The organism is Burkholderia sp. BE12 (assembly GCF_002959955.1).
Classification (GTDB): Bacteria; Pseudomonadota; Gammaproteobacteria; order Burkholderiales; family Burkholderiaceae; genus Burkholderia.
This window is the reverse complement of record NZ_PREY01000064.1, coordinates 1-18,149: the sequence shown is the minus strand read 5'-3', so window position 1 is coordinate 18,149 and position 18,149 is coordinate 1. Positions and strand designations below refer to the sequence as shown.

17 protein-coding genes and 1 pseudogene are annotated in these 18,149 nt (G+C 67.6%); 6 read left to right on the top strand and 12 right to left on the bottom strand.

Translation table 11 applies throughout. From position 1 onward, the window contains the following. A partial coding sequence (locus C4B30_RS34645; protein WP_199779106.1) for a transposase occupies positions 1 to 559 on the bottom strand: 559 nt, incomplete at its 3' end. Positions 560 to 612: 53 nt separating this feature from the next. Beyond that, positions 613 to 1,164, bottom strand: a pseudogene (locus C4B30_RS34640) (multidrug ABC transporter ATPase); the annotation flags it as partial. Positions 1,165 to 1,343: 179 nt separating this feature from the next. On the opposite strand from C4B30_RS34640, the gene C4B30_RS34635 reads away from it, so the two are divergent. Next, a complete protein-coding gene (locus tag C4B30_RS34635) occupies positions 1,344 to 2,147 on the top strand; it encodes a hypothetical protein (protein WP_105133672.1) in 804 nt (267 codons plus the stop codon). 193 nt (positions 2,148 to 2,340) lie between these two features. Here C4B30_RS34635 and C4B30_RS34630 read toward each other — a convergent pair whose 3' ends face one another. From C4B30_RS34630 to C4B30_RS34600, 7 genes are read right to left on the bottom strand one after another with little or no spacing between them, the layout of a single operon-like run. After that, positions 2,341 to 3,405, bottom strand: coding sequence for a 2-aminoethylphosphonate aminotransferase (locus C4B30_RS34630; protein WP_105133668.1), 1,065 nt, complete (start codon positions 3,403 to 3,405; stop codon positions 2,341 to 2,343). Further along, on the bottom strand, positions 3,405 to 4,598 hold the full coding sequence (gene aepY / locus C4B30_RS34625; protein ID WP_105133667.1) for a phosphonopyruvate decarboxylase: 1,194 nt from the start codon (positions 4,596 to 4,598) through the stop codon (positions 3,405 to 3,407). Before aepY ends, C4B30_RS34630 begins: the two co-directional genes overlap by 1 nt. After that, positions 4,595 to 6,283, bottom strand: a complete 1,689-nt coding sequence (gene aepX / locus C4B30_RS34620) for a phosphoenolpyruvate mutase (protein WP_105133666.1) — start codon at positions 6,281 to 6,283, stop codon at positions 4,595 to 4,597. The genes aepY and aepX overlap by 4 nt, the downstream gene beginning before the upstream one ends. Continuing rightward, the gene (locus tag C4B30_RS34615; RefSeq protein WP_089501601.1) at positions 6,280 to 7,047 is read right to left on the bottom strand and encodes a phosphocholine cytidylyltransferase family protein; all 768 of its coding nucleotides are present in this window, start codon (positions 7,045 to 7,047) and stop codon (positions 6,280 to 6,282) included. Before C4B30_RS34615 ends, aepX begins: the two co-directional genes overlap by 4 nt. 35 nt (positions 7,048 to 7,082) lie before the next feature. After that, a complete protein-coding gene (locus tag C4B30_RS34610) occupies positions 7,083 to 8,084 on the bottom strand; it encodes an HpnL family protein (protein WP_105133665.1) in 1,002 nt (333 codons plus the stop codon). Continuing rightward, positions 8,081 to 8,890: a HalD/BesD family halogenase gene (locus C4B30_RS34605; RefSeq protein WP_105133664.1), complete on the bottom strand. Its 810-nt coding sequence runs from the start codon at positions 8,888 to 8,890 to the stop codon at positions 8,081 to 8,083. The genes C4B30_RS34610 and C4B30_RS34605 overlap by 4 nt, the downstream gene beginning before the upstream one ends. After that, a complete protein-coding gene (locus C4B30_RS34600) occupies positions 8,887 to 9,582 on the bottom strand; it encodes a CDP-alcohol phosphatidyltransferase family protein (RefSeq protein ID WP_027782796.1) in 696 nt (231 codons plus the stop codon). The genes C4B30_RS34605 and C4B30_RS34600 overlap by 4 nt, the downstream gene beginning before the upstream one ends. A gap of 656 nt (positions 9,583 to 10,238) precedes the next feature. Between C4B30_RS34600 and C4B30_RS34590 the strand changes: the two genes are divergently transcribed. Continuing rightward, positions 10,239 to 11,753: an acetyl-CoA hydrolase/transferase family protein gene (locus tag C4B30_RS34590; protein ID WP_027782797.1), complete on the top strand. Its 1,515-nt coding sequence runs from the start codon at positions 10,239 to 10,241 to the stop codon at positions 11,751 to 11,753. Between the two features lie 30 nt (positions 11,754 to 11,783). Here the strand turns inward: C4B30_RS34590 and C4B30_RS34585 are convergent, their stop codons facing one another. Next, positions 11,784 to 13,313: a DHA2 family efflux MFS transporter permease subunit gene (locus tag C4B30_RS34585; RefSeq protein ID WP_027782798.1), complete on the bottom strand. Its 1,530-nt coding sequence runs from the start codon at positions 13,311 to 13,313 to the stop codon at positions 11,784 to 11,786. A gap of 135 nt (positions 13,314 to 13,448) precedes the next feature. On the opposite strand from C4B30_RS34585, the gene C4B30_RS34580 reads away from it, so the two are divergent. The 3 genes from C4B30_RS34580 to C4B30_RS34570 are packed head-to-tail and all read left to right on the top strand — an operon-like array spanning position 13,449 to position 14,744. Further along, positions 13,449 to 13,889, top strand: a complete 441-nt coding sequence (locus C4B30_RS34580) for a MarR family winged helix-turn-helix transcriptional regulator (RefSeq protein WP_027782799.1) — start codon at positions 13,449 to 13,451, stop codon at positions 13,887 to 13,889. A 26-nt stretch (positions 13,890 to 13,915) separates the two neighbouring features. Further along, positions 13,916 to 14,305, top strand: a complete 390-nt coding sequence (locus tag C4B30_RS34575) for a hypothetical protein (protein ID WP_234015493.1) — start codon at positions 13,916 to 13,918, stop codon at positions 14,303 to 14,305. A gap of 13 nt (positions 14,306 to 14,318) precedes the next feature. Continuing rightward, entirely contained in the window at positions 14,319 to 14,744 is a 426-nt protein-coding gene (locus C4B30_RS34570) for a helix-turn-helix domain-containing protein (protein ID WP_105133670.1), read from the top strand. A 148-nt stretch (positions 14,745 to 14,892) separates the two neighbouring features. Here the strand turns inward: C4B30_RS34570 and C4B30_RS34565 are convergent, their stop codons facing one another. Then, the gene (locus C4B30_RS34565) at positions 14,893 to 15,774 is read right to left on the bottom strand and encodes a helix-hairpin-helix domain-containing protein (protein WP_089501605.1); all 882 of its coding nucleotides are present in this window, start codon (positions 15,772 to 15,774) and stop codon (positions 14,893 to 14,895) included. A gap of 182 nt (positions 15,775 to 15,956) precedes the next feature. Next, positions 15,957 to 17,492 (bottom strand): sigma-70 family RNA polymerase sigma factor, encoded by a 1,536-nt coding sequence (locus C4B30_RS34560; protein ID WP_105133663.1) that lies wholly within the window; start codon positions 17,490 to 17,492, stop codon positions 15,957 to 15,959. 295 nt (positions 17,493 to 17,787) lie between these two features. Here C4B30_RS34560 and C4B30_RS34555 point away from each other — a divergent pair. Continuing rightward, positions 17,788 to 18,149: hypothetical protein (locus C4B30_RS34555; protein ID WP_105133669.1), on the top strand; the 362-nt coding region annotated here is incomplete at its 3' end.

Genomic DNA, 18,149 nt, shown 5'->3' with positions numbered 1-18,149 from the left:
CTTCGCGAATCTTGACCCGCAGTGCGTCGAAAAACACGACCGGATACATCGGCTCGAGCGGTCGGGCCTGCCAGGCCGTCACTTCGGCCATGACCTCGTCGGTCACGGAGCTGATGAAGTCGGGCGAGACCTCGGTACCGTACTGTTCCAGCAGAAAGCCCTGGATCTCGCGTACGGTCATGCCTCGGGCATACATGGCGACGATCTTGTCGTCGAAGCCGGTGAAGCGCCGTTCGTGCTTGGGAATCAGGATGGGTTCGAAGCTGCCGTCGCGGTCACGCGGCACCTCGATGCGGATCGGACCGTCTTCGGTCAGAACCGTCTTGGCCCCTTTGCCGTTGCGCTGATTCGTGACGTTGGCCGGCTTGGCAGCTCCGGCAGGGTAGCCGAGATGATGGTTCATCTCGCCGCCCAACGCACGCTCGATCAGCGCCTTCTTGAGCGCCAGCGTCGCGGCATTGATGGCTTCAGCCGTCATCGGACCGTTGCCGAACTGTTCAAGCAGCTCGGCCGGAATCGCCGGCAGAACTGCCGGCTGGGCTTTCGGTTTGCGAGGCATACACTCTCCTTGGGAGCATGTTATGCCTTAAACACAAAATTCCTGACAGGCCCGACCCAACCGTAGAGGTTGGTGCCGAACACAGGGCGGATACGGCCGCCTTCGCGCACCCACAGCGTCAACTCCTCACTGGTGTTGGCATCAGGGCAACTCGGCCCGCGCGCGCTGCTGGTAAATACGACGCCGAATGCGCGCACATCGGGCGACAGCCGGTAGGGCGCCGTGTCGATGCGGTAGCTGTTCTCGCCGATCTCCGTCGCCGCATCCTCTTCGACTACCGACCGATCGGCCGCCACGACCTTGCCGCCCTCGACGAGCGCAATGACCTGCAGCTTTTTGCTTTCGTCGGGGTCCTTGCTCTTCGGCAGCGAATCGAACGCGACGGCCGCGATCGTCGTTTCCGGTGCATTCGGCATGGCTTTGCACGACGACGCGACGACGAGCCGGTCCGCATCGCGCGTGGCGATGCGTGCGCTCGCGATACCGGCCCAGCGGGCGATGGCCGTGACGGTTGCGTCGCTACAGGACTGGCTGTCGGCGGCGTGAGCGATGGGCGTGGCAACGAATGCCAGCAACGAGGCGCAGCGAAGGATCTTTATTGTCATCATGGAAAAAGGGGTGCTTCGCAAATTTTCCGGGAACGGTTGAATCCGCAGCCATTTACGACCATTGAAACATGCTTTCATGCGGACGCTCTACTGTCTACACCGCCCAGCGGATTCAACCCGTCGACGCGACCGGGCAAGCGACAACCAGGGTCTATACTGGGCACCTGGAGGAACCAATGGCTACTCACGACAGGCTGCATCCGTTACGACCGTTCCTCAAGAACTGGGTTTGGGAGCATGGTCGAATCGGTACTCGCTATCTGGATCGCACCGATGGCGAAATCAAGTTCGACGAAGGCAAGAAGTCGCACTTCGCCAACGAAGAATACTTTTACGTGCCGCTCGACAAGGATGCGGATATCGACGCCTCTGCCGAAGGCCCGGTGATCCACGAGGCGGGACTTGCCCGCTTCTTGAGGGCAGCGCAGTTGGGCAAGCCGGAAGAAGCCGGCTCCATGGTGGAGGTCCAGCGCGCAGTGCAGGACTGCGTGGAACTCGGTCTGTTCAGTGCCTATCAGATCGAAGCGCAGCAGGCTTTTGCACGCTATGCCCAGGAGCCCATGTTCGACGATGAAATTCGCACTGCGGTTATCGACGATATCCGGCGTAGCTACGTGGGCGCGCGCGAGAAACTGTTGCTGTACGATTTCAGCGTGCTTTACGGTTTGCCCATGCCGCTGCTCATCAGCGAGGCGCCGTTCGTCGACTGGCGCGTGCGGGCGAGTCCGGCCCTTCCGTTCGTGTCGCTTCCTCTCGGACCTTACTGCCTGCTGGTGGGGGCGCCGTCGGGCCGGAGCAGCCGGATTGGCCCCGTGACCTGGAAGTCCGCTGCCACATTGGGACCGTTGAAGGACCACAACCGCCAGATCGCAGAGCACTCGCGTTTGTGGCTGGTGGCGACGACAGACGACCAGCTCGTCGCCGTACAAAGCCATCTGGCTGGATCCGGTAGTTCCAAGTCCGGGGATGTCAAGCTCTGATCGAAGTCGGCGGGAGCACGCGGCCGGGGAGCGGCCGCGAAAGACACCAATCTTCGATACACCCGCTGAGCGATTTCATCCATTCGCTGCATCCACCGGTTGAATTCGCAGTCGATAAGCGAAACCCGCAGAAATCAGCAAATAACAAAAAAGGCCCTCGCGGGCCTTTCGTCGAAGAACGTGCGGACAACGCTTACCGCGTCAGTGCCGTAAACCCTTCCAGCAACCGGTCGACATCGGCCGCCTGAATCGCGCCCATCGTCGAAATCCGGATCAGCTCCTTCGACAGGCCGCCTTGCCCCGCATAAATCACGAAGCCGCGTGCCTTCAGCCCGTCGTGCAGCGCTTCGTACGTGACGCCCTGCGGCAGCCGATACGCACGCAGCACAACCGACGACGCACCTTCCGGCAGCACCAGCGGCATCCCACGCGCGGCAAGCCCGGCCTGCGCCTGATCGGCAAGCGCCTTGTAATGCGCATGCCGCGCACGCCAGCCGCCAGCCTCATCGAACTCGCGCAGCGCCTCGACGAGCGCGTAATACGCATGCACGGACGGCGTAAACGGCGTATTCCGCTGATCCTGCAGCTTCGCGAGCCGACCGAGATCGAGGTAGTAAGTCCGGCTCGCGGCCTTCGCGAGCGCGCTGCGGCGCACGACCACGAACGCCGCGCCCGGCACGCCGTGCAGGCATTTGTTCGCGGTCGCGGCAACCGCATCGATCACGCCGCCCGCAAAGTCGATCGCTTCCGCGCCGAAGCTGCTGACGCCATCGACGAGCATCTTCACGCCACGCGTGCGACACACTTCCGCGATCGCGCCGAGGTCGTTCAGCCGGCCCGTCGTCGTTTCATGATGAATCACGGCGACATGCGAGTACCCACCCGCATCGAGCTTCGCACCGATCTGCGCGAGATCAGGCGCCTGCATCCACTCATGCTTGAGCACGTCGTGCGCGATCCCGTACTGCGTCGCGATCTGCGTGATGCGCTCGCCGTACACGCCGTTCTCGATCACGAGCAGCTTGCCGTCCTGCGGCACGAGTGCCGCGATCATGCTCTCGACGGCGGCCGTGCCCGAACCCGTCATCAGCACGGCGGCCCATTCGGCCGGATCGAGTTCGTACGCGGCGACGAGGCGCGCACGCGCTTCATCCTGCAGATCGAAGAATTCGCTTTCGCGATGGCACAGGTCGGGTTGCAGCAGGCTGCGGCGCACGCGTTCGGTGAGCGTGACCGGGCCGGGGTTCAGCAGCAGCATCAATGAGCTCCTTCAACGTGGGCTTCGGTCTGCGCGGCGCCGATGTGCCGCATCAGACGGGTCTTGACCTCGACCGGCGTGACGGTCGGGCGGGGCAGGCCGTCGGGCACGCCCGTGCGGATCGCCACGCGAACGAATTGCGCACCGTTCCCCGTTGCGGCCAGCGTCGCATCGAGCACGTCGAGCGTATCGCCTTCGACGGCCGACGCGTAACCGCACGCGGCCGCGACACCCGCGAACGACACATGCTGCGACACCGTCGCCTGGCCGCCCGTCGATTCGTGTGCGCCGTTGTCGAGCAGCACGTGCGTGAGGTTGGCCGGGCCGTAGGCGCCGAGCGTCGCGAACACGCCCATCCGCATCAGCGCGGCGCCGTCGCCGTCGACGGCCACCACGCGCAGGTCGGGGCGCGCGAGCGCGAGGCCGAGTGCGAGCGGCGTCACGCAGCCCATCGAGCCGACCATGTACAGCTGGTTCGGACGATCGTCGAGCGCGTAGAGTTCGCGGCCGCAGAAACCGGTCGACGCGAGCACGACGGTCGAATCGACCGGCGTATGCGCGATCACGCGCTGCAGCGCGTCGTGACGGGTCGGCCACGCGTCGGCCGCTGCATTGGCCGATTCAGCGCGCGACGCCGATTGCGCGGCGACGTGGGCGCGCGGCTTCGCGGCCGGGTTCGCCTTCAGTTCATACGGCGCGACGCTGCCTTTCTGCATCACGAGCGCGTACGGGCGGCCCGTCGCGTCCATGTGCGCGATTGCACGGTCGAGCGCCGGGCCGACCTGTTCCGGGTCGGTCGGGAACGTCTCCCACGGGATCTCCATCGTGTCGAGCATCGCGGGCGTGATCGGGCCCATCAGCGCGTGCTGCGGCTCGTCGGCGACGCCCGGCTGGCCGCGCCACGTGACGATCAGCAACTGCGGCAGGCGGAACGTCCAGGTCAGCGACGTGAGCGGGCTCACCGCGTTGCCGAGCCCCGAGTTCTGCATCATCGCGATCCCGCGCTTGCCGCCGAGCGTGGCGCCGGCGATCAGCGCGACCGCGTCGCCTTCGTTCGCGGCCGACACGTAGTGCAGCGTCGGGTCCTGCAGCACGTAATTGATGAACGGCGTCAGGTACGAGCAGGGCACGCCCGCGTACCAGTCGAAGCCGCGTTCGCGCGCGGCCTCGACGAACTGGGCCGCTTCGATCATTGCGCGCCCCCGTTGCCGGTGCCCGGTTCGGACAGCGGCGTCTGGCCGTGCGCGAAGTCGCCCGCGCGACGGAAGTCTTCCAGGTCGTTGACGCCGCGCCAGTGGCCATGCACGTACTGCACCTCGATCTTTTCGCCGGCGGCGATCAGTTCGTTCAGCAGCGACGGGATGTCGAGCGTGTCGAAATCGGGACGCGCCTGCAGCGTCGCGAGCATCGCCTTCAGGCGCTCGACGCCGGCGCCGCGCACGTTCAGCAGGCCGATCCAGCGGCCGTGCGGCGTGCCCGCGGCGACGTCGCTCGACACGCGTTGCAGGTAGGTCTTCTGGCCGAACAGGCCGCGATCGTCGGCCGCCGAGCAGAGGGCGAAGTCGCGCACGCTCTGGTTCGACGGCTCGGTCAGCGACGAATCGACCACCACGCTGAACTCGGCCTCGCTCTCCGCGAGGTCGCGCAGGATGTAGCTGCGGAACAGCAGATCGCCGTACGAGATCACGGTGTCGCCGGTCAGGCGTTCGGCCGCGCATGCGAGCGACGCGAGCTCACCCGTCTGCGCGTGGCGCTCATTGACGACGAGCTTGATGCCCGACGTGTCGATCGCATCGGCGCGGTAGCCGCCGACCACGGTGATGTCGTTCACGCCTTGCTTCTTGAAGCCGTCGACGAGCCAGCGCAGGAGCGGCTTGCCGGCGACCGGCAGCATGACCTTGGGTTTGTCTTCCGTGACGGCCTCGAGGCCCTTGCCGCGGCTCGCGGCGAGCACGACCGCCGCGTTCGACGCGCGCGACGACGAGGACAGGTAGATGCGCTCGGCCGCCGAGTACTCGTCGGCGTCCTGCAGGCGGAAGATCTCGTTGACCGACGCGACGCGGTCTTCGACGTTGATCAGCGTTTCGTTCTCGTGGATCTCGCGCGCGACGGCCTGCATCGCCGACGCGGACGCGCGGATCAGGTGGTTCGCCCAGATGACGGTGCTGATGCCGGCCTGGCGGAACACGTCGGTCGGCGTGCTGTAGTACTTGGTCGGCACGATCACGAGCGGCGCCTTGCCGCTCCATTCGCGCGCGAACTGCAGGATCTCGTCCGGGCGCGACAGCTTGCTGTGGATCAGGATCGCATCGGCGCCGGCTTCCGCATACGCGTTCGCGCGGCGCAGCGCCTCGTCCATCCCCCAGCCCGCGATCAGCGCCTCGACGCGCGCGACGATCGAGAAGTCGGGATCGGTCTGCGAATCCTTGCCGGCCTTGATCTTGCCGCAGAACTCGTCGATCTCGGCGAGCGGCTGGCGTTCGCCGTCGATGAAGCTGTTCGTCTTCGGGAACTGCTTGTCCTCGATGCAGACGCCCGCGATGCCGCGCTGTTCGAGTTTCCGCACGAGGCGGCGCACGTTGTTGAAGTTGCCGTAGCCGGTGTCGCCGTCGAGCAGGATCGGCAGGTCGCTCGCGTCGGCCATGAATTCGAGCACATCGACCACCTGGGTCCAGCTCGCTTCGTTGTTGTCGCGCACGCCGAACTGCGCGGAGATCGCGAGGCCCGACGCCCAGATCCCCTTGAAGCCGGCCTCGCGGACGATCCGCGCGGACAGGCCGTTGTGCGCTTCCATCAGGAATTCGAGGTCGCTGCTGACGAGCATGCGGCGCAGGCGCGCGCTGCGCGATTCGGTGAAGTTGGGTTCGCGTGCGTTCATCGTGCGGCTCCGGCGGTGGTGCGTTGAATCAGGGGAAGAATGTCTTGCGTCGCGCGTGCGACGTCGTTCGGGAAGTCGATCTCGATCCACGGCGAGCCGGTGACGTCGGCGACGTCGAACGAATGGCCGCCTTCGAGCAGCAGGTCGCGCACGGCTTCCTCGTGCGGCATGTTCGCGCGGCCGCCGTCGACGTAGCCCGCGACGATCGTCGCGAGGCGGCGCGCGGTGCCTTCGGTGAAGCGGAAGAAGCCGACCGATTCGCCGATCGTGTCGTAGTCGAGGTCGACCGCGAGCTGCTTGCGCAGCTCGACCGGCACGCCGTCCTTCAGGCACAGCTTGACGGGTTCGTCGCCGGCCTCGAAGTCGCGGTCGATCAGCAGGCGGTCGACCGCGCGGTCGGAATCGGCCACCAGCGCGTGCAGGATGTTCTCGTCGTACAGCACGTCCGCGTCCATCAGCAGCACGTCGCCGCCGCGCGTCATCGCGTCGGCGACGGTATGCACGGTCAGCACGCTGCCGAGGTCGTAGCGGTCGTTGATCACGATCTCGGCCTGGCGGCCGAGGCGCTTCAGTTCCTGCTCGACCTTCTCGTGCTGAAAGCCGAGCCCGAGCACGATCTCGTCGACGCCCGCGGCGTCAAGCACGCGCAGATGGCGCTCGAGCAGCGAAACGTCGTCGAAGCGCAGCAGGCACTTCGGGAACTGCGCTTCGGGCGGTTGTTGCAGGCGCAAGCCGAGGCCTGCCGCAAGAATGATGGCTCGCATGGGTTCTCCAACCAAAAAGCCGGCGATCTGAACGATCAGTCGGCGAGCGGCTGCGGCGCATGGCGTCGCTGCCAGTTTCTTTCACTGAAATGCAGATAGAGCAGGCCGGGCAGGCCGAGCGCGAGTTCGCGCGCGCGCTTCGCGAGCGACAGCGCGAGCGCCGCGTCGGGCGGCAGCCCGACCAGCGGCGCGAGCAGCAGGTAGCCGCCTTCCTGCGCACCGAGCGAGCCCGGGATCGCGAAGGCCGCCCCGCGAATCGCCTGGCCGACGCTTTCGAGCAGCAGCGCGTCGAGCCAGCTCACCGGATGCCCGAGGAAGTGCAGCGCGAGCCACACTTCCGCGGTGCCGACGATCCAGCCGGCGAGACTCAATGCGAAGGTCTTCGCGACTTTCGCGCGATCGCGGTACAGCGCGCCGACCGCGTCGTCGATCGCGTCGGCGCGCGTGGCGAGCGACGACCAGTCGCGCGGGCCGAATAGCTTCGACGCGAGGCGCAGGCCGCGGCCGAACAGCCCGCGCCGCTGCGCCAGATAGAACATCACCGCGAGTGCGCCGAGCACGCCGGTGGCGATCAGCGCGGGCGTACGCAGGTACGCGACCGACTCGTGCGTGGCATACAGGCTGAATGCGGCGATGCCGATCAGCGCGAAGGCCATTTGCGCGAGCGCCTGCATCGTCGTGCTGACGGTCACGGCGGCGGCCGCATCGGCCATCCGCGTGCCGCGCTGCGCGAGGTGGCGCACCATCAGCACCGGGCCGCCGATCTGCCCGGCGGGCAGCAGGCTGTTCACCGATTCGCCGACCCAGCGCGCGCGCAGCGCGTTGCCGAGTTCGGCGCCCGGCTGCCCGCGGCGGAACATCACGGAAATCGCGACCGCGTCGATCGCGAGCGGCACGACGTGGAACACGGCGACGAGCGCGAGGCCCCAGCCGGCCGCGAGGAACGTGGACGCGACCGCGCCGACGCCTTGCCAGGCCAGAAGTGCGATGAAGAGTGCGGTCCCGAGGGACAGCAGGATGAGGCCCGCGCGTGTCATGACCCGCTCGTGCGTCGCGTCGCCAGTTGCTTGAACACCTGGCGGAAACCGAAATACGCGATCGCGTCCTTCATGTTCGAGATGAAGCGCTTCCATGGCCGCATGCCGGGGTTCGTCACGTATTCGAACGTGAGCGACACGCGCATCTCGTTCTGGCCGAGCGGCGTGATGCGGTGGCGCAGCTTGTCGCCGTCGAACAGCACGATGCCGCCGTCGGCGATCTGCACGGAGCCCGGTTCGTCGGCGACGTCCGGGTTGCGCGTATGCAGCTCGTAGTCGAGCCGGCACGACGATTCGTCGATCACGCCGATCAGCAGCGTGTAGCGGCGGCCATCGTAGTACGACGTGTCGTAGTGCCAGCCGATGTGGTCGCCGGGCTTCGTGTAGTAATACAGCGCGTACGCGTGCGGATCGTCGTCCGGCGACGGCATCAGCTTGTCGCCGGTGATTTTCTCGAGGAAACCGATCAGCGCCTTCGAGCGGTACAGCTCGGCGATGTACGGCGCTTGCGCGTCGATCGTATGGCGGCTCACGCTGCCGCCCTGCTTGTGGCCGGGCAGGTAATTGCGGTTCAGGCCGGCCTGCATCGCGCGGGCGGCGTTCGCCAGCTTCGCGTGCGCGTCGGCCGGCAGGAACGTGTCGAGGTAGAGGAACGAGCCCTGGCGCGTGTAGTCGCCGCGCAGGCGGTCGAGGTCGAGCTGGCCGACACGGTCGGCCACGGTGCGATCGGGATCGGCCGCGGCCGCGCGCACGGGCGCGGGGCGTGCCGGGCTCAGCACGGAATCGTCGCGCGTGCTAGGAGTCATTTGGAAGCCTGGATTTCGGTTGGGTTCTGCGCGGCCGGGTTCTGCGGGAGGTTGCCGCGCCGCACGATGCGCCACCAGTCGATCACGACCCAGGCGGCGAACAGCGGGGCGCCGATCGACGCCGCGAGCAGGAACGGCTCGACGCCGTCGACGAGCGTCACGATCGGCAGCAGGTACAGCACGTCTTCCGTCTCGAAGCCGCCGGCGAACGCCTGCTTGGTGCCGGCCTTGCCGGCGATCGATTCGATCCGCATGCGCAGGAAGAAGATCAGCGCGACGGCCGCGCCGGCCGCCGCGCCGAGCAGCACCGGCGACGCGGCCATCTGGCCGCCCTGGGCGACGATGCCGACGCCCATGCTGACGAACAGCGCGACCGTGACGAGCGCATCGGCCGCCAGATCGTAAAAATGACCGATCTTGCTGGACTTGCCGCTGATGCGCGCGAGTTCGCCGTCGGTGTGGTCGACGAAGTTCGACAGCACGATCAGGAACGCGCCTGCATTGCTCCAGCCGAAGCCGCCGTGCGCGAGGCACCAGGCGCCGGCGAGGCCGATCAGCAGACGAAGGGTGGTGAGGTGATTCGGGGTGACCGGCGTATCGACGAGCGGTCGGACAAGCGAGCGCGCGAGCCGCGCATCCCAGGTGCGTGGCAGCGGTGGCTCGGGGCGTGTGGCGGTTTTTCTTTGGTCCATCGGCGAAATATATACGGAATTGTAATTTGTTGCTTTTTCTTCGATCAATGTCCTGACATGCGGGAGTGTTACCGCGTCTTGCGGGTATCGGCCGGTTCAAAAACGCAGGTGCGAACGGGACGGCCCATCGGGCGGCCGGACCCGTCTTCCAGTGTGGTTCGCATCGCGCGGCTGTCAAGGCCGGACGGGCCTCGCAGGCCGACACGGCAGGTTTTTTCGGGCCGGTCGGCCGGCGTAGCGCAGCGCATGCGACCTTGATCTCCGTCAGGTCCGGAAAAGCCGCATCGGGCGACAATCGGCCGCGCCGGCCGGGTACCGGCGATTACCGAACCAAATGCCGTCAATGCCGATGAAATTTCATCGATTGATGCGCGACGGTCGGCGATCGCGAACCGGTGATTCGCCCCGATGCTTTCGCACGCCTTTCGCGTGCCTTCGGCGGGGGCGGATCGCCTGTCACGGAACGCTCGTTCGATACCCGGCAAATCCGGCAAGGATCTTTTGCATCCGGCGGACATTTCGCGGCGATGGCCTCTGCGATACTCCGGCCGTGCCCGTGGTGCCGGGCCGCCCCTCGCGGCCCCAAAGGGCTTCGCGTCGCTCAGGAGACACCCCCCGCGACGTCAACGACAGACCAAAGCGTCAAGAAACCAGCCATGTCTTCATCACGCATCCTCGCTCCCGCCCTGCGTTCGCTCGTCCGCACCGCCGACGAAGCCGCCGCGCTGATCCGCCCCGGCATGACCGTCGCCATGAGCGGCTTCACCGGGTCGGGCTATCCGAAGGCCGTGCCGGCCGCGCTCGCCGCCCACATCGACGCGGCCCACGCGCGTGGCGAGGACTTCCGGATCAACGTGCTGACGGGCGCGTCGACCGCACCGGAACTCGACGGCGCGCTCGCCCGCACCAATGGCATCTCGATGCGGCTGCCCTATCAGTCCGACCCGACGTTGCGCGACAAGATCAACGCCGGCGAAGTCGATTACCAGGACGTCCACCTGAGCCACGTCGCGCAATACGCGTGGTTCGGGCTGTACGGCGATCTCGACGTCGCGATCGTCGAAGTCGCGGGCATCCGCGAGGACGGCCTGCTGATCCCGTCCGCGTCGATCGGCAACAACAAGACCTGGCTCGAGCGCGCGAAGCACGTGATCCTCGAAGTGAATGCGCGCCAGCCGCTCGGCCTCGACGGGATGCACGACATCTACTACGGCACCGCGCTGCCGCCGCACCGCAAGCCGATTCCGCTGACGAAGAGCGACGACCGGATCGGCGAGCCGTACCTGCGCTGCCCGGCCGACAAGATCGTCGCGATCGTCGAGACCGACGCGCCCGATCGCAGCAATGCGTTCACCGCGCCGGACGAGACGTCGAAGCAGATCGCGCTGCAACTGATCGACTTCCTGCGCCACGAAGTGAAGCGCGGCCGCCTGCCGGAAAACCTGCTGCCGCTGCAGTCGGGCGTCGGCAACATCACGAACGCGGTGCTGGCGGAGCTCAGCTCGGCCGGCTTCTCGAACCTGACCGCGTACACGGAAGTGATCCAGGACGGCATGCTCGACCTGCTCGACGACGGCACGCTGAGCTTCGCATCGGCCACCGCGCTGTCGCTGAGCCCGGCCGCCGTGCAGCGTTTCGCCGATGAAATCGCGACGTTCCGCGAGAAGATCGTGCTGCGCCCGCAGGAGATCAGCAACCATCCGGAGCTCGTGCGCCGGCTCGGCTGCATCGCGATGAACGGGATGATCGAGGCCGACATCTACGGCAACGTGAACTCGACGCACGTGATGGGCACGAAGATCCAGAACGGCATCGGCGGCTCGGGCGACTTCGCGCGCAACGGCTACCTGTCGTGCTTCATGTCGGCAAGTACCGCGAAGGGCGGGGCGATCTCGCGGATCGTGCCGATGGCGAGCCACGTCGACCATACCGAGCACGACGTCGCCGTCGTCGTCACCGAGCAGGGGCTGGCCGACCTGCGCGGCCTGTCGCCGAAGCAGCGCGCGCGCAAGATCATCGCGACCTGCGCGCACCCGGACTATCGGCCGATGCTCGAGGACTACTTCGAGCGCGCGTCGCGCGAAAGCTTCGGCAAGCACACGCCGCATCTGCTCGCCGAGGCGCTGTCGTGGCACGAGCGCTACGTGCGGACCGGGACGATGAAGGCCTGACGGGGCCTCGGACGGGCACATGCGTGCCCGTCAGTCCATCGCCGCATGCGCGACGTCGACGCTCGCCGTTTTCTGCGGCGGGCGGATCAGCAGCAACAACGGGATCATCAGCAGCGTCGCGACGAACATCAGCTTGAAATCGTTCAGGTACGCGATCATCGTCGCCTGCTGGTTGATCGTGCGGTCGAGCAGCGCAATGTCGACGCGGCTGCCGATCATCGCCTGCACGGCCGGGTCGAACGGCGTGACGTGGGTCGCGAGGTCGGCATGCGCGACCTGCGTATTGCGCGTCATCAGCGTCTGCACGATCGAGATGCCGATACTGCTGCCGATGTTGCGCATCAGGCTGTAGGTGGCCGTGCCGTCCGCGCGCAGGTCGGGCGGCAGCGTCGAGAACGACAGCGCGCTCAGCGGCACGAACACCAGCCCGAGGCCGAAGCCCTGGATCACGCCGGGCCACACGATGTCCGCTTCGGACAGCACGATCGTGTACTGCATCATCTGCCACAGCGCGAGCGCGGAAATCGCAAGTCCCGCGAGCAGCAGCAGCCGCGCATCCACGTATTTCAGCAGCCGCCCGACGAACAGCATCGCGATCATCGTGCCGGCGCCGCTCGGCGCGGTGACGAGGCCCGTCGTCGCGACCGGATAGCCCATCAGGTTCTGCAGCATCGGCGGCAGCAGCGCGCGCGTCGCATACAGCACCGCGCCGACCACGAAGATGAACAGCGTGCCCGTTGCGAAATTCGGGTCGCGCAGCAGTTCCGACTTGAAGAACGACGCCTTGCCGACGGTTGCCGTATGCGCGAGGAAGAACGCGAAGCCGAGCGCCGCGACGAGCGCCTCGATGCGGATCTCGTACGAACCGAACCAGTCGAGCTGTTCGCCTCGGTCGAGCATCGCTTGGAACGCGCCGATCGCGAGCGCGAGCGTCGCGAAGCCGAACGCGTCGAATTTCACGTGCGGGCGCGGCGCGCGCGCCGGTAGGAAGGTCATCACGCCGGCGAGCGCGAATGCGCCGATCGGCACGTTGATGAAGAACACCCAGCGCCAGTTGTAGCTGTCGGTGAGCCAGCCGCCGAGCGTCGGGCCGAGGATCGGGCCGACCATCACGCCCATCCCCCAGATCGCCATCGCCTGGCCCTGTTTCTCGCGCGGATTGATGTCGAGCAGGATCGATTGCGACAGCGGCACCAGCGCGGCGCCGAATACACCCTGCAGCAACCGCGCGCCGACGATCTGCACGAGCGTCTCCGACAGCCCGCACAGCGCCGACGCAACCGTGAAACCGGCGATCGACACGATCAGCAGCCGCTTCACGCTCAGCCGGTCGGACAGCCAGCCGGTGAGCGGCGTCGCGATCGCCGCGGCGACGATGTAGGAGGTCAGCACCCACGTGATTTCGTCCTGCGACGCGGACAATGTGCCCTGCATGTGGGGCAGCGCGACGTTCGCGATCGTGCTGTCGAGGGTCTGGATCAGCGTGGCGAGCATGATCGACAGGGTCAGCATCGGCCGGTTCAGCGCGGGCGAGGCGGGTGCGTCGGCGGCGGGGTTCAAGCGGGAGTCTCCGTGGGGCGGCCGCCGTGGGCGGCGATCCGGTATGGTGCAAATTATAAGCACACTTATTATATAGCCGCTTATTGCTGGGCCGCGAGCCTCGGGCCGGTTCCGGCTTGACCCTATAATCGCCGCATGGACAAGACCTACGAGAACCGGATCGGTTACCTGATCGCCGACGTGGCCCGCCTGAACGGGCGCCTGTTCGACCGGCGCGCGAAGCGCATCGGGCTGACGCGGGCGCAAAGCCGCGTGCTCGCGTACCTTACGTGGAAGGGCGAGATGAACCAGGCGCGGCTCGCCGAATGGCTCGAGATCACGCCGATCTCGCTCACGCGGCTGCTCGACCGGATGGAAAGTTATGGCTGGATCGAGCGCGTCGCGAACGACGACGACCGCCGCGCGTTCGTGATCCGGCTGACCGACAAGTCGCGCGAGATCTTTCCGCAGATGCTGGAGGTGGGCGACACCGTCGCTGACGACGGGCTGCGCGGCTTCACGCCCGACGAGCGCGATACGCTGGTGCGGCTGCTCGGGCGCGTGCGCCGCAACCTGATCGACTGCGGCGGCGAGTGACGCGGGCGCTCGGGCGGGCGTACCGCTTGCAACCACAAAAAAAGAGAACGCCGAGAGATCACCGAGGCACGACGAATCGGCCGGAAGACCGTATTGCGATCCTCATCGCGCTCGCGCTGGTACTGATCCTCGGGATCGGCACCGCTTGGCTCGGGCACGACGATGCGCCCGGAGCGTTCGACGCGGCGATGGCGATGGCGAAGGCGAAGCACGGCGCTCTGGACGGCGAATTCAGCGTTGCGCTGATGTACGAGCACGGCGACGGCATCGAGCGGAATCACGCCGAAGCCGCCCCCCTCCACGGCGCACGGCGATGGCGATGCGGCACGGCGGAATACGACGCGGGTTCAACGGTTTCATGGCGGTCCGGGCTTGTCTTCACGGAGTCGAGCAACTATCTTGCAACTTCAAGTTAACTTGAGATCAAGCATGAGCCGACTGGACATCGCGGACGTGGCGCGGCGCACGGGATTGCCCGCATCGACACTGCGCTACTACGAGGAAAAGGGGCTGATCGTGCCGATCGGCCGGCACGGACTGCGGCGGCAGTACGACGCGTCGGTGCTGGAGCGCCTGGCGTTGATCGCGCTCGGCCGGGAGGCCGGTTTCTCGCTCGACGACATCCTCGCGATGGTCGGCGCGGACGGCCGGCCCGCCATCGATCGCGCGAAGCTCGATGGCAAGGCCGACGAGCTCGACCGCACGATCCGCCGTCTCGGCGCGGTGCGCGATGCGCTGCGGCATGCGGCCGTGTGCCCGGCGGCGAACCATCTCGAATGCCCGTCGTTCCAGAAGCTACTGCGCATTGCCGCGCATCGTCATCCGGCGCGCCGCGCGAAGGCGGACAGTGCGTAGGCGGCGAGCCTGCGCGAGGATGGGCGCGGCGGTAGCGGTTCGACAGGAGGGCGGCTACGGGGCGACGTAACGGGGTCGACGTGCCGGATCGTCAAAAGGGGATGCCGTCCGTACCGCCTTCGACGTCGGCAAACCGTTGATGCATGACTCACCCCGCGTAATACACGCGGCATTCCATCTCGCGCCCGCGCACGATCCGCTTGCCGACGAGCGCGCCGACCGTTTCGGTGAAGACGGTGCGCTGGTGCTCGCACTGCACGGCGTCGTAGAAGTAGAGCGAGACCGAGTCGGTCGGGCGCCCGGCTTCCGGCGTGCGCATGGCGGCATGCTGGCTCAGCACCGTGAAATGCCAGCCGCCCTTGGTCATGTGCATCACGGGCGGCGGTACGTATCCGTCCGCGTTCAGGCGCCGGTGCCTGAGCCTCGGCAGCACGCCGGCGGCCGCCTTGTTGCGGTACTGGCGATCGATGTAAAGCAGCAGTTCGATGGGCGGTTCCGTGCCGGGGCCGGCGTTCTGCATGTGACCTTGCCAGCGCCGCCGGCGGCTCAGCACGTCGTCGAGTGCGGCGCGGATGCCGACCGCGCGTCGCGGGCCGACCCCCGCGATCGTTTCGAGCTGGCCGTTGCGGGCCGCGCGCTCGAGTTCCTCCAGCGTGTCGATGTGCAGTGCGTCATGAATGCGCAGCGCGAGCGCGTGGCCGATACCCGGCACCGCCTCGAAGGCCGATGCGCGTTCCGCGTCGCCGCGCAGGCGGTCGAGTTGGCGCCAGCGCCCCGTCACCAGCAGCTCGGCGATCGCCTGCGCGACGCCCGCACCGATGTCGGGCAGCGCGCCGAGCGCCTCGACGCCGCCGGTTTCGAACACGCCGCGGATGTCGCGGTCGAGCGCGTCGACCGTATCGGCCGCCGCGCGGTATGCGGCGGCCCGGTACGGGTTCGCGCCCTGGGCGACGAGCCATTGCGCTGCCTCGCGCAGGCGGGCCGCGATAGGCTGGTTTTCCTCGTACGTCTGGCTGACGGTCGACTGCATGGCGAGGGACCCGGAAAGCACAAACGGAATGGACGCGGCGAGCGGTGCGCCGGTCGGCTGTCAACCATTGTCGCGACGCGCGATGAAGAAAATTTGATGCGCGTCAATGGCAAACGTAGCACAGGCGCGAAGCGCACGGTCGTGCCGGAATAGGGCACGACCGTGCGCCGCACGCGATGCGGTCAAGCGTCGAGAAACGACTGCGCGTTTTCGGCCTCGGCGGCCGTACGCAGCGCGGCGAGCGCCCGTTTCTCGATCTGCCGCACGCGCTCGCGCGACATCCCCGCGTCCTGCGCGATCGCGTCGTAGGTGTCCGGCTCGGTGCCGCCGAGGCCGAACCGCCGGCGCAGCACGTCGGCCTCGGTCGGCGTGACCGAACGCAGCAGCGACCGCACGCATTCGCGCATGCGCGTGTCGGCCAGTTGCTCGAACGGGCTGGCCGATGCCTGATCCTCGATCAGTTCCACGAGGCCGGTGTCCGCGTCGGGCAGCGGCGTGTCGAGCGAGATCGGCTCTGCGGGCAGCGCGAGCACCGCGCGGAGCTTGTCTTCGTCGAGACCGGTTTCGGCCGCGAGCTCGGCCGGCGTGGCCCGCCGGCCCGTGCGCTGGCGAAAGCGCAGCGCATGCCGCTGCACGCGCTGGTACTGGTCGCCGACATGCACCGGCACGCGGATCGTGCGCGAGCGATCCGCGACCGAGCGCGCGATCGCCTGACGAATCCACCAGGTCGCATAGGTCGAGAACTTGAACCCGCGCCGATATTCGAATTTCTCGATCGCGCGCATCAGGCCGAGACAGCCGTCCTGCACGAGGTCGGACAGGTCGACGCCGCGGTTCAGGTACTTGCGCGCGATCGACAGCACGAGCCGCAGGTTCGCCTCGAGCATCGCACGCGTCGCGTCGCGCACCTTCTGCTGGCCGTCGCTCAGCGCCGCCGCGAGCGCGCGCCGTGCGACCGCGTCGAAGCACGCTGCGTCGACCGCCGACGGATCGTGGGGGGCGGCCGCGAGTGCGCGCACCGTACGGCTCGCGTCGTCGGCGGCCGGCGCGACCCAGGCGAGCGAACCGAGCAGCGCGGCCACGCGGTTGCGTGCGTCGCGGTATTCGGCCGAACGGCTGCCATGCGCATGCAGTGCGCCGCGCAGCGCCGACACCGCTGCGTGCAGCGCATCGTAGCGGGCGGGCGCGTGCGCGCCGGCGTCGTCGTCATCGGGCGAGCCGGTTGCGGCGGCGCCGCCCGTCGCGCGATGACGCGCGAGCAGCGCGTCGACCGCGGGCGGATAACCGGCAATCGCGTGCAGTACCTGATGGCGGCCCGTCTCGATCTCGCGGGCGAGCACGATTTCGCCTTCGCGCGTGAGCAACGGCACCGCGTGCATGCGCCGCATGTATAGCGCGAGCGGATCGGTCGACGCGCTCGTGCCGCGCGCGAGGTCGCCGAGCATGGCCCGGCCTTCGTCGAGCGCCTCGCGATCGACCTCGACCGGCGCCGCGGCGGCGAACGGTGCAGGCACGGCCGGCTCGTCGAGTACCGCGATGCCGATATCGGCAAGCGCGGCGCGCACGACGTCGAGCGCGTCGGGGCTGTCGCTTTCGGGCGGCAGCGCGTCGACGAGGTCGGCGTGCGTCAGATAACCCTGCTCGCCGGCGAGCGCCAGCAGCTGGATGATCGGATCGAGCGGTGTGTCCGCCCGGGAAGTGGGGCGTGGCGTAGTCATGTCGATGGCGGCGCGAGCCGCGTTCCTGTCTGGGCGGGCCGAAGCTCGCCGGTTTGCGGTTGCCGGTGGTCGCGGACGCCCGTCCGCGCCGGTCAGCCCGACATCGTTCAAGTTGAGGGCATTTGCGCCAACTTCAACGCCGGCGCCGCGGACGGGCCAGCACGCGGCGTGCCTGCTTCGACGTCCGGGCCAGGAAACAAAAAGTAACCGATCATACGCGCGGAAATCTGCAGGGGACGTAAGCTAGAGTCAGGCGCGCGCCGGCGGCGACGCGCGGATTCTGCCGGAGTACGAGATGAACCCGATTTCCGCCGCGAGGCCCGCCGCAGCCATGCTGGCCGCACTGGCGCTTGGCGGCTGCTACTACACGAGCCCGTACGGTTATGCACCTTATTACGCGCCGGTGCCCGCCACGGTGACGCAGCGCGAGATTCCAGTCGCACCGGCCACACCGGGGCCGGCCCCGTCGACCGTGCCCCAGGCGCAGGTCGATGCCGGCGCGGCGGTGCCGGTGTACGTCGCCCCTGCCTACGTGCCGCCGCCGTATCCGTATTACTACCCGGCGTACTACTCCGGCTGGTACGGGCCGCCCGTGACGATCGGCTTCTGGGGCCGCTGGGGCGGCGGATACTGGGGCGGGCGCGGCGGGTACTGGCA

Coding starts and splice junctions, on each gene's coding strand:
- C4B30_RS34635 (WP_105133672.1), top strand. CDS start 1,344: ATGGCTACTCACGACAGGCTGCATCCGTTACGACCGTTCCTCAAGAAC.
- C4B30_RS34630 (WP_105133668.1), bottom strand. CDS start 3,405: ATGCTGCTGCTGAACCCCGGCCCGGTCACGCTCACCGAACGCGTGCGC.
- aepY (WP_105133667.1), bottom strand. CDS start 4,598: ATGATCGAAGCGGCCCAGTTCGTCGAGGCCGCGCGCGAACGCGGCTTC.
- aepX (WP_105133666.1), bottom strand. CDS start 6,283: ATGAACGCACGCGAACCCAACTTCACCGAATCGCGCAGCGCGCGCCTG.
- C4B30_RS34615 (WP_089501601.1), bottom strand. CDS start 7,047: ATGCGAGCCATCATTCTTGCGGCAGGCCTCGGCTTGCGCCTGCAACAA.
- C4B30_RS34610 (WP_105133665.1), bottom strand. CDS start 8,084: ATGACACGCGCGGGCCTCATCCTGCTGTCCCTCGGGACCGCACTCTTC.
- C4B30_RS34605 (WP_105133664.1), bottom strand. CDS start 8,890: ATGACTCCTAGCACGCGCGACGATTCCGTGCTGAGCCCGGCACGCCCC.
- C4B30_RS34600 (WP_027782796.1), bottom strand. CDS start 9,582: ATGGACCAAAGAAAAACCGCCACACGCCCCGAGCCACCGCTGCCACGC.
- C4B30_RS34590 (WP_027782797.1), top strand. CDS start 10,239: ATGTCTTCATCACGCATCCTCGCTCCCGCCCTGCGTTCGCTCGTCCGC.
- C4B30_RS34580 (WP_027782799.1), top strand. CDS start 13,449: ATGGACAAGACCTACGAGAACCGGATCGGTTACCTGATCGCCGACGTG.
- C4B30_RS34570 (WP_105133670.1), top strand. CDS start 14,319: ATGAGCCGACTGGACATCGCGGACGTGGCGCGGCGCACGGGATTGCCC.
- C4B30_RS34565 (WP_089501605.1), bottom strand. CDS start 15,774: ATGCAGTCGACCGTCAGCCAGACGTACGAGGAAAACCAGCCTATCGCG.
- C4B30_RS34560 (WP_105133663.1), bottom strand. CDS start 17,492: ATGACTACGCCACGCCCCACTTCCCGGGCGGACACACCGCTCGATCCG.